Here is an 11,700-nt window from a genome sequence, read left to right on the forward strand (position 1 = left end):
ACAGATAACAGCGGCGCAGTTAGCCCCCCAGCTAACGCTAATCTCGGTTTAACAGGAACGACACCCAACCAACCGCCATTCGCGACACCGACTAACCTCACGGTAGGGCCAAACAGCAGCGCGCCAGTGCCCGGATTGGGAGGAAATGACCCCGATGGGTCGATCGCCTCCTACACCATCAACACCCTGCCCCCAGCGGCCCAAGGCATCCTGTTTTTAGGAGATCCGGCCAACGGCGGAGTCGCCGTGACACCGGGTCAAGTTTTGACACCGGCACAAATAGGACAACTATTTTTCCAATCCACAGGTAGCTTTACCGGTGCCAATTTTACCTACAGCGCCACAGATAACAGCGGCGCAGTTAGCCCCCCAGCTAACGCTAATCTCGGTTTAACAGGAACGACACCCAACCAACCGCCATTCGCGACACCTACTAACCTCACGGTAGGGCCAAACAGCAGCGCGCCGGTGGCGGGATTGGGAGGAAATGACCCCGATGGGTCGATCGCCTCCTACACCATCAACACCCTGCCCCCAGCGGCCCAAGGCATCCTGTTTTTAGGAGATCCGGCCAACGGCGGAGTCGCCGTGACACCGGGTCAAGTTTTGACACCGGCACAAATAGGACAACTATTTTTCCAATCCACAGGTAGCTTTACCGGTGCCAATTTTACCTACAGCGCCACAGATAACAGCGGCGCAGTTAGCCCCCCAGCTAACGCTAATCTCGGTTTAACAGGAACGACACCCCCGCCGACTCCAGCACCAGTACCAACACCCACTCCCAATCCCACACCAACTCCAACACCAAATCCCACACCAACTCCAACACCAAATCCCACACCAACTCCAACACCAACTCCCAACGAACCGCCAGCAGCCAACAATACTAACCTCACCCTAGAGCCCAACAGCACCGCGCAAATTCCGGGATTGGGAAAAAGTGACCCCGATGGGTCGATCGCCTCTTACACCATCAACACCCTGCCGCCAGCGGCCCAAGGCATCCTGTTTTTAGGAGATCCAGCCAACGGCGGAGTCGCCGTGACACCGGGTCAAGTTTTGACACCGGCACAAATAGGACAACTATTTTTCCAATCCACCGGCAACTTTACCGGTGCCAATTTTACCTACAGCGCCACAGATAACAACGGCGCTACCAGTCCCCTGGCTACCGCTACTCTCGGTTCCACAGGAGCAACTCCCACACCAAATCCCCTAAACTTACCGCCAGTAACCAACAATGCTAATTTCACGGTAGACCCCAACAGCAGCGCGCGGGTGCCGGGATTGGGAGGAAGTGACCCCGATGGGTCGATCGCCTCCTACACCATCAACACCCTGCCCCCAGCGGCCCAAGGCATCCTGTTTTTAGGAGATCCGGCCAACGGCGGAGTCGCCGTGACACCGGGTCAAGTTTTGACACCGGCACAAATAGGACAACTATTTTTCCAATCCACAGGTAGCTTTACCGGTGCCAATTTTACCTACAGCGCCACAGATAACAGCGGCGCAGTTAGCCCCGCCACTGCTACAGTTGCCGCTATCTCCCCGACTTCCAACCAACCGCCATCGATTAACAATGTTAACTTCACGGTTCCGACTAACGGCATCGTGCAGGTGTTGGGATTGGGAGGAAGTGACCCCGATGGGTCGATCGTCTCTTACACCATCACCAGCGTCCCCCCAGCCAACCAAGGAACCCTGTTCTTTTCAGATCCAGTCAACGGCGACGTAGCGGTGACAGCCGGTCAAGTCCTGACTCCGGCACAGATAGAGCAACTATTTTTCGTAGCCACAGTTGACTTCAACGGAGCAACTTTCAGCTACACCGCCACCGACAACCTCGGCAAAGTCAGCCCCGCTAGCGCTACTGTTGCTGCTATCTTGAGGCAAGTTGGAACTGTTCCCACACCCACACCCACACCAACGCCCGCGCCCGGTAGCTCAAATCCGATCGCCGAACCAGATACCGACTGTCTGTGTCAGCCGATTCAGGAAAAACCGGGAATTAACTTTGCGCCGGCTCCGCAACCGCCGGCAGTTGGATTTGTCCGACCGATTTCGCAACTGGGAGATGGACAAACCACCAAAGGCACCGACGGCGATGACTTCATCGCAGACACCAAAGGCAACCAAAAAATCCTTGGTTTGAAAGGCAACGACCTGCTTTTAGGCAAAAATGGCGCTGATGAAATTCACGGCGACGAAGGCAATGACGCGATTTTTGCCGACACTGACACCGATATTGCCTACGGTGGCGGTGGCAACGATATCGTCCATGCCGGCAAACAAAATGACTGGATTGCAGGTGACTCAGGCGCCGACATTCTGTTTGGAGATCTAGGTGCCGATACGATTTTGGGAGATAACGGCAACGATAACTCCAACAGCGCTGCTGAGAATGGCGATTTGATCTTCGGAGGCAGCGGTGCAGACATCATCAACGGTAACGAGGGCAGCGATACCATCCACGCCGGCAAAGGTAACGATTTTGCCCTAGGAGGTAAAGACAATGACCTGATCTGGGGCGAGTTCGACTCCGATACGTTGATTGGTGACGCCGGCGATGACAGCTTGTTTGGCGGTTTAACCAACAAAACGGTTCGCGACTTCGAGGGGCGCGACTTGCTGTACGGAGGCTCCGGCAACGATTTCCTCAGCGGCCAAGAAGGGGATGATACGCTGCTTGCCGGCGAAAATAACGATCGCGCTTACGGAGGTAAAGGCAACGACCTGATCTACGGTCAATTAGGCTCTGATACCCTCTACGGCGGTGAAGGAGCCGATACTCTGCTTGGCGACAGCGGTGGTTCCAACTCAATGAATAGTGCTGGCGAAGAAGACTTAATCTTTGGCGGCAGCGGCAACGACATTATCGGTGGTGGCAACGGTAATGATACCGTCCAAGCAGGTAAGGGCAATGATGGCGTTTGGGGTGGCAAAGATAATGACTTGATTTGGGGCGAACTCGGCTCTGATACCCTTGTCGGCGACAACGGCGACGACACTATGTACGGCGGTGCTCGAAGTCGAGCTAAAGATGTCAACGGCCAGGACTGGCTCTTTGGTGGTGATGGTGCTGATGCGCTGTTCGGCGATGAGGGTGACGATACCATCAGTGGCGGTGAAGGCAACGACTTGATTTACGGTGGCAAAAATAATGACCTCGTACACGGAGATGCCGGCAACGACTTGATTTACGGCGGTGACGGGGGCGATGAACTCTGCGGTGGCGAGGGCAACGATACCATCTATGGCGATGGTGCTGATAACCCAGGTGTCTCGGTGGGCGCCAACGATCGGCAAGACTGTATCAACGGCGGTGACGGCGATGATTTGCTCTACGGCAACGAAGGGCAAGATACTATCAACGGAAATGCTGGTAACGATACTTTGTTTGGCGGTAAAGATAGCGATATTCTCAATGGAGGTGCGGGGGATGACTGGCTGTTTGGCGACGCGGGAGATGATACTTTAATCGGAGGTATTGGGAGCGATCGATTTGTTTTGAGTGCTGACGGCGGCACTGATACTGTGATTAACTTCGAGGTAGGTGTCGATAAGTTTGTTTTGACTGGCGGCGTGAGTTTCCAGCAGTTGCAATTTAGCGCTACTCCTGACGGTACGTTGTTGCGAATAGCAGGAACCGATCGGGTGTTAGGAAACTTTATCGGGGTTAACGGGGCGATCGGCTCTTCGGATTTCCTATCTAATCTCTTGTCTGAGGGCTAGAATTAGCGCCGAAAGTTCCCTATTTTCATAACAAAACGCCACAGCAACTCAAAACTTCTGTGGCGTTATTTGTAGGGCTACTTCGTCCGACGGTTAGGAGGTTTTGATACCGTTTCCGGTAGCATCGGAATGATTCATATCATTTCCGGTAACACCGGAATGATGTTGACTGTTGACTGTTGACTGTTGACTGTTGACTGTTGACTGTTAACTGTTGACTCGATTTTATTATTCCGATGCAACCGGGAATGATTCAGATATATATTCTCGGACTCTGTGTACTCTGTGTTCTAGCGCCGGTTAAATCATTCCGATGCAAGCGGAAACGATATGATATAGCCTTTGTCAAAAAGGTGAGGTACAAGTTTAGATTTTAGATTTTAGATTTTCGATCAATTCCGGTTGTACCGTCAGGTGATTGTTGACTGTTGATTGTTGACTGTTGACTGTTGACTGTTCCGATCGATTTACCGCAATAAGGAAAATTTAATAACTTAAGCCGTTGATCGTTACCAGGAAGAGCCTGGTAATGCAGATGCTTTGGCTCTGCCTCCTTCTTTCTGGCAACTTACAGGAGATTTGTGTTATTAATCGACCGGACATGATATCAAGACTCGATCTTTACCTCTAACCGCTAGATCCTATCTTGCAAAACATCTGCGTTAATCTGCGCTAATCTGCATCAATTTGCGGTTTACCTATCAATCAAAAATATATGCAATAAGTCTACAAATCACGTTTTTTTCCACAATCAAATCCTACCTCCTATTGCAGGTCGAAGCTATGGAAACAATTTTATGAGAGTTGTGCGATCGCCTAAAATCAACAAATACAACCAATTACCAATTACCCACTATCGCTTCAAATAATTAGCTTGTGAAAGCGAAATCTGCTTGCGTAAAAACAGCCGGCGCGGTTGACCGAACAGCCAATGAGTCCAATGCCAATCGACTTGTTGCAAGCGATAACCGGCTTGATAGTACAACTGTCTGGCTGCGTGATTATTTTCCAGAACGTGGAGGTAAATCTCCGAAAATCCCCATTCTCTTGCTGTATCCTCGCAGTTGCTGAGCAATTGTTGAGCAACTCCCTGCCGCCGATAATCTGGGTGAACGGCTAAATTTGACAAATAAGGATAGTCTGAACTTGGAATTTGCCAAGGGAAACGAGCGCGCAGGGCCATTTCTATTGTTCCTGCTACGGACCCAAGTCGGGGCGATCGATAATTCTGCATTCCTTCCTCGTGCGAGACTAGCTCAGCAACCAGACAAATGTAATGTTCTGCCTTAGAACGCAGTCGATTTTTTAAATCTTCGTAAATGCCCAAACGCAACACCGGATACACCCATTCTACCAATCCCTGGCGGGAGTGAAAGCTCACGGCTAAAACATCGGCTAGCTGTGTCAAGTCGTTCGACACAGCGACGCGGATCGAAAAGGCAGAAAGTCGGGGAGTTTGTTGTTCGTGAGACGGTGAGGAAAAAAAAGAAGGATTCACAATTTAAGGTCACTATATTATTTTTTTTACGCTATTTTCTCGGATTTTTACCTAAGAAACTTCTCTGATGTTATGATATTATGAGATAATTTATAGACATCGTTGATTAGTACCATTAAATCACATTATTTTATGCTTTAATTTAAGTAGTATTGGATGTTGTGTGCCAGTTTTTGGCATTTAAAAATCAATTTCCTATCAATCAAAACCAATCCCCTAATACTAAATTGGTGGGTAACTGCTAAGGTATTAAAAACAATCAAAAAGGTTTTAAGGTCAGGTTCCCGGAACCCTGCGGATCTGTGTTGGTTCAAATATCCGATCGCATCGAATATAACTTTTCGCTCAGAAAATTGAAAAACTCAACGACTGACCGCACTAACATCGGGCCCGCTTGCACGTCGGATCTTCGCCACCGGCCCGGTGAACCGGACAACCCAGCTTTCAGCAGTTATGGGTCATCAGCAAGCCCGTCCCGTCACGAATTGGCTTTACCTGTGGCGCTAGGGATCACTCTCCCCACCGTCCAATTTAAATTTGGATGGTCAGAAACATTCTGCGGGGGTTTTCCTTCACGGCTCGATCTTGTGCTGGAATGCTGTGCAAAGGGCGATCGAGACTGTCAAAATCTCGAAGAAAGCTAATTTGCCGGTTTCCACAGAGTACATCCCTAGCTAAGATTAACAGATGGACGCTCTGGCTTACAGTGTTTGGCCGCACTAATTGGCTTCTCGAAAATCTGCGATGGCACAAAAATGTCGCGATCGCGGAAAAAGTGCAAGTCTAACTCAAATGGTACAACAATTGCGTCACCCGCACTCAAAGCCCGTTTGGTCTGTCAGCCACCCCCCGAATATCCGTCAGGGGAACCGGCGCAGGCTCGCCGACAGTATCGAGCTGCGGACTGTTAAAGTTGCTGTAACCTTGGCAGTCGAAAAAACAGAGGCGAAAATATTGGTGGTCTATTATATCGTACTGACAGCAGTTTTCAAATACCAAATAAAATCGACCAAGGAGGGAGAATATGACATAAATTTGGCAAATTAACTCACAACCGCGAAGGTTATTCCTATGTATTATGAGATATCCAGACAGCTTTTAAAAGTGCCGGATTCGTGTTTCTGCTTCTGCATAGAGGTGAGGGGTAAGGGGACACTTACCGCAAGACGAGTTTATGTGAATATCATTAAATAATAAAATTAGGGTGTAAGACAGACAATTGTGGCTCAGAATAATTCTGGATTTAAAACTAAATTCTCAAAAATCAAGCTGGATTGGGAGCATCTGGGTTTTGTAAAAAGCATTTTTTTAGAGTGCGAACCCTCGGGAACTCGCGTATTGTACAACTCGCGACTTCCCAAGGACACAATACAAGATGCAAAACACCAATTCTCCCGGTTGACTCTTGCTTCGGCCAACTCACAACAACGTCAGATTCACGAACTATTGTGACTTCAACAATTGAAACCGGCGAATTCTTTTTTTCATCAGACTTATTAAATCGAACAGCCCCGGGGCACAGGAGAACGGTGCATGAATTCTCAATCAAATCCTAAGTTAAAAATTCTGATCGTCGATGACGAACCGGATAACCTCGACTTGCTTTACCGCACCTTCCATCGAGACTACAAAGTGTTCAGGGCAGAATCTGGCCCCGCCGCCCTAGAAATTTTGGCAAAAGAGGGAGAAGTTGCTGTGATTATCTCCGACCAGCGAATGCCAAAAATGAGCGGTACGGAGTTTCTCAGCCTGACGGCGGCTCAATACCCGGATGTCATCCGAATTATTTTAACTGGCTATACGGATATTGAAGATTTAGTTGAAGCGATTAATGCTGGCAAAGTATTCAAATACGTTACGAAGCCTTGGGATGCGGAAGAACTTAAAACTATTGTCACTCAAGCTGTTGAGACTCACAATATCCTGAAAGCGCGCACCAATGAACTGCGTAGGGCTCTCTCGCAAGAATCGCTGCTTTATGCCGTTACTAATACTATCCGATCGGCCCCCAATTACCAGCAAATGCTGCAAAGAATTGTGGAAACCGTCGGGCAGATGTTTGAGGTGAATTGTTGTCTGCTGCGACCTTTTCAAGATGGGCGGGCGGCTGACGAACAGTTCGTTTACCATGCGCCGGAAACCATACCTCTAGATGCTTCTGGACTGTCGGCGGATTTGCTGGCGGATTTGGTTTGGAAAACTCTGGATGTGCAGGTGATTCAAGATGCCGAAACTGATGAGAGAGTTTTAAATTGGGACAATCCCCAGCGACAGCAGGCTTATCAAGCTGCGAATATTCGATCGAGCTTAATCGTACCGCTGTTTTACAAAACGGAACTGATGGCTGTCTTAGCGCTGCACCAGTTCGATCGACCGCGCCAGTGGCAAGACCATGAGGTACAGTTGGTAATTACGGTGGCCGACCAAGCGGCTTTGGCGCTTTCTCAAGCCAGGGCTTACGAAAAGGTGCGGGCGCTGGCCAAGCGCGAGGCCTTAGTCAATACTATTACTACGGCAATTCGATCGAGCCTCGACCCCCAAAATATTTTTGCAGCCATTACTCAACAACTAGGCCAAGCTTTGCAAGTTGACGGCTGCGCCCTATCTTTGTGGACAGAAGATGATGAATACGTCCAGTGCGTGGGGCTCTACGACACAAATAGGAATACCGTGGCTGTAGAACAGGGTTTTAACAATCCAGAGGTAGTGGGGAACCAAGGAAACTCTGCTGGGCCAGGAACGGATTCTGCTAGTGGTGTTAACTCTGGCGCCTGGGTTTTTGCCCATCCTTCCTTGCCGCAATCTTTGGTGCCGATTCGGGGCAATCCGGTGCTGCTGCAAGTTATGGTATCAAAAGAGCCGGTGGCTATTGAAGACCTCTACGAACGCCCCGATTTAAATGTTACAGAACTGCAAGTTCGATCGCCAGCCCGCGCCCTGTTAGTCGTTCCCTTAATCTCCGAAGGCAAAATCATCGGCAGCATTTCCCTGCGCCAAAATCACACCATTCGCCGCTGGAAACTTTCAGATGTTGACTTGGCTCAAATAGTGGCAACTCAAGCGGCTCTAGCCGTGCAGCAGTCGCGCCTCTACCAGACTACCAGACAGCAAGCAGAAAGGCTCCTAGAAGCCGATCGGCTCAAAACCGAGTTTTTCCAAAATATCTCCCACGAATTCCGCACGCCTCTAACACTAACCATCGGCCCTTTGGAATCAGCTTGCGGCCGCCAAGAAGACTTACCCTACGAACAAGCGGTAATCGCTTTGCGTAATTCGCGCCGCCTCCTGCGCTTGGTAAATCAACTGCTGGACTTGCAGCGACTCGATGCCGGACGGATGCAGCCGAGTTTTCGCCCCTGCGATTTAGTCAGTTTCTGTTACTCTACCGCAGAGTCGTTCCGCGCCTACTGCGATAAAAAAGGACTGCAATTAATTACCCAACTGCAAGAATGTCCTTTACTTTATTTGGATATTGAAAGATTTGACAAAGTGATTTACAACTTGCTATCAAATGCTGTCAAATTCACCCCAGAAGGCGGAACAATCACCCTGACAATTAAACCGGCAGGCGCTCACTGCTTGCTGCAAGTAAAAGACACCGGCATTGGCATTCGCACCGAACAAATTCCCTATTTGTTCGAGCGCTTTCGCCAAGCCGAAGGTTCTACCAACCGTTCCTACGAAGGCAGCGGCTTGGGTTTGGCGCTTGTCAAGGAATTAGTCGAACTCCACGGCGGTCAAATTTCCGTGGAGTCAGTTTACGGCGAAGGTACTACTTTTACCGTCTGGCTGCACTTCGGTTCTACTCACTTACCACCGGAACAGGTACTAGAAATACCTGCAGAGTTTCATTCATCCAAAGCAGCGGTGGAACTGGCAGATGTGGAAGGTGATTTGTCGGATGCTGAATTTGCCAATGAGAGTTTTGAGGCGATCCAACCGATCAATTCAGAAACAGCAGCCGGCATGGTTTTGGTGGTTGACGACAATCCAGATTTGCGTTTTTATGTATCGGGAATTCTGCGAGATTCCGGTTTTGCTGTTTTGCTCGCGCGCAACGGACAAGAAGGATTGGCCGTGGCAAAAAACCGCAGACCTGATTTAATTGTCACGGATTTAATGATGCCTTTGATCTCGGGTTTGGATTTGATTCGGATGATTCGACAGGATGAGGAATTGAAGGGAACTCCGGTAATTTTGCTGACTGCTAAAGCCGACGAAGATACTCGGATTGAAGGAGTAGAACGGGGTGCTGATGCTTATTTGTCTAAGCCTTTTAACGATCGCGAATTGTTGGCAGAAGTGCGAAATTTGATCGCTCTAAAACAAAACGAGCGTCGAGTGCAGCAGTTGAACAGTTATTTAACTGAGTCGGTGCTGCGCCGATTTTTGCCGCCTTCGATGGTGAAGGCCGCAGCGGCTGGAGATTTGGCTCTGGATTTGCGCCCGGAACCGCGTTTGATTACTATTTTGTTTAGCGATATTGTCGGTTTTACTGAGATGGCAAATACGCTGCGATCGCGCCGGGTGGCTGAGCTGTTGAATGAATATTTGGCGGCAATGACTAAGGCTATTTTTGACAGTGGGGGTACGGTGGATAAGTTTGTGGGAGATGCGGTAATGGCTCTGTTTGGCGCGCCGGAGGAACTAACGCCTAATGAGCAAGTACGCCGCGCTGTGGCTGCTGCAAGGGAAATGCTGCGAGCTCTTAAGGAGCTTAACGAGCGCTGGGTGGAGCAGGGAATTGTGGGGGAAAATGGGATGCCTCCGGTGCGGTTTCGCTGTGGAATTCACCAGGGTACTGCGGTGGTGGGGATGTTTGGTGGCCCGGATCGATCGGATTATACTGCGATCGGGCCGAGCGTGAATATTGCTGCGCGCTTGCAAGAGGTGGCGGAACCAAACTCTGTGCTGATTTCGGCGGCGGTTGCAGATTATGTTGAGGAAGATCGAATTGTTAAATACAAGTCGCTGACACTTAAGGGAATTGATGAAACTGTGTTGACTTTTCTGCTGAATTGTGATTAGTTATTGGTTATTAGTTGTTGGTTGTTTGTTATTGGTTATTGGTTATTGGTTATTGGTTATTGGTTATTGGTTGTTGGTTGTTGGTTGTTTGCTGCCAATTTTAATGTCCAATGCTTTTCTGTTTTTAGACCCAATTCTCAATGCTTTTATACCCAATGACTAATGACTACTGACTAATGACTAATGACTAATGACTACTGACTAATGACTACTGACTAATGACTACTGACTAATGACTAATGACCAATGACTAATGACTAATGACTAATGACTAATGACTAATGACTACTGACTACTGACTAATATTTTTAAAGTGACAAAAACTACTAATAAAAAATCCTCTAGCTATCCCTTTGACGGTTTATCTTTGGACGATCGCAATCCCGACTTCATCCAACTTTTGCTGCCAATCTGGGAATGGCTGTACCGCTACTATTTTCGCGTACAAAGCGACGGCTGGCACCATGTCCCCACGAACGGAAAAATGCTCGTTGTCGGCTCCCACAACGGAGGAATCGCCGCTCCTGATATGTTTATGTTCCTGTACGAATGGTTCCACAGGTACGGCACCGAACGCTTGGCCTATGGATTGATGCACCCGACGGTTTGGCAGGTTTCTCCTGATATTGCTAGCATGGCGGTGCAGTGCGGCGCGATCAAGGCGAATCCGAAAATGGCGATCGCAGCTTTGCGAAAAAATGCCCCGGTTCTCGTCTATCCAGGCGGCGCAGAAGATACTTTCCGCCCCCATCACTTACGCAATAAAATTTACTTTGCCGGACGCAAGGGATTTATTAAATTAGCATTGCGAGAAGAGGTGCCAATTGTACCAATTATATCGCACGGTGCCCACGATACTTTAATAGTTTTGGCGGATTTGTACGAAGAAGTTAAGCAATTGCACGAATGGGGAATGCCGTGGCTATTTGGCATCGATCCAATCGTATTTCCGGTGTATTTGGGATTGCCTTGGGGATTGAGTATTGGGCCTTTGCCACATCTGCCTTTACCTGTGCAAATTCGGACTCGCGTGTGCGAACCGATCGTATTTGAGAGGTACGGTAAGGAAGCGGCGGGCGATCGCGATTATGTTGATGCTTGTTTCGATTTAGTTACAACTCAAATGCAGGCACAATTAGATTGTTTGGCTGGTAATTGAGAATTGGATAATTTTATATACATAGATTGGTAGTGAGGAATTCAGTCCTTAATCCAAGACTCTAAAATGATCGTAAAGTCGATCGCACAATCGAGTCGATCGCACTTCCACCCAATCCAGCCTTAATTGTAGATCGCCCCAGCGCCATTTAATCACAGTATTTGGGCGATTTTGAGTCATTATGCAAAGTTTTGTCTCAATAAATTATTTAGGGCTTGCTGAAAAAGTCAGAAAACAGCATTTAGAAAGATGAGTGAATTTGAGAGCGCCTCGGCAATAT

Annotated in this window: 7 protein-coding genes; 5 read left to right on the forward strand and 2 right to left on the reverse strand. The window is 48.8% G+C overall.

Annotated features, from left to right (window positions below):
- Positions 1 to 3,735: calcium-binding protein (locus tag QUB13_RS29770; RefSeq protein WP_333388530.1), on the forward strand; the 3,735-nt coding region annotated here is incomplete at its 5' end.
- Positions 3,736 to 4,588: 853 nt separating this feature from the next.
- Here QUB13_RS29770 and QUB13_RS29775 read toward each other — a convergent pair.
- On the reverse strand, positions 4,589 to 5,233 hold the full coding sequence (locus QUB13_RS29775; RefSeq protein WP_333388533.1) for a GNAT family N-acetyltransferase: 645 nt from the start codon (positions 5,231 to 5,233) through the stop codon (positions 4,589 to 4,591).
- Between the two features lie 305 nt (positions 5,234 to 5,538).
- Between QUB13_RS29775 and QUB13_RS29780 the strand changes: the two genes are divergently transcribed.
- The 4 genes from QUB13_RS29780 (at position 5,539) to QUB13_RS29795 (ending at position 11,420) form a co-directional block, all read left to right on the forward strand.
- Positions 5,539 to 5,877, forward strand: coding sequence for a hypothetical protein (locus QUB13_RS29780; protein ID WP_333388536.1), 339 nt, complete (start codon positions 5,539 to 5,541; stop codon positions 5,875 to 5,877).
- A gap of 100 nt (positions 5,878 to 5,977) precedes the next feature.
- The gene (locus QUB13_RS29785; protein WP_333388539.1) at positions 5,978 to 6,280 is read left to right on the forward strand and encodes a hypothetical protein; all 303 of its coding nucleotides are present in this window, start codon (positions 5,978 to 5,980) and stop codon (positions 6,278 to 6,280) included.
- 486 nt (positions 6,281 to 6,766) lie between these two features.
- Entirely contained in the window at positions 6,767 to 10,261 is a 3,495-nt protein-coding gene (locus tag QUB13_RS29790) for a response regulator (RefSeq protein ID WP_333388542.1), read from the forward strand.
- Between the two features lie 313 nt (positions 10,262 to 10,574).
- The gene (locus QUB13_RS29795) at positions 10,575 to 11,420 is read left to right on the forward strand and encodes a lysophospholipid acyltransferase family protein (RefSeq protein WP_333388545.1); all 846 of its coding nucleotides are present in this window, start codon (positions 10,575 to 10,577) and stop codon (positions 11,418 to 11,420) included.
- A 48-nt stretch (positions 11,421 to 11,468) separates the two neighbouring features.
- Here the strand turns inward: QUB13_RS29795 and QUB13_RS29800 are convergent, their stop codons facing one another.
- Entirely contained in the window at positions 11,469 to 11,600 is a 132-nt protein-coding gene (locus tag QUB13_RS29800; RefSeq protein WP_333388548.1) for a hypothetical protein, read from the reverse strand.
- Positions 11,601 to 11,700: the final 100 nt, after the last annotated feature.

The organism is Microcoleus sp. B4-D4 (assembly GCF_036705185.1).
In the GTDB taxonomy this organism is placed as follows: Bacteria; Cyanobacteriota; Cyanobacteriia; order Cyanobacteriales; family Microcoleaceae; genus Microcoleus.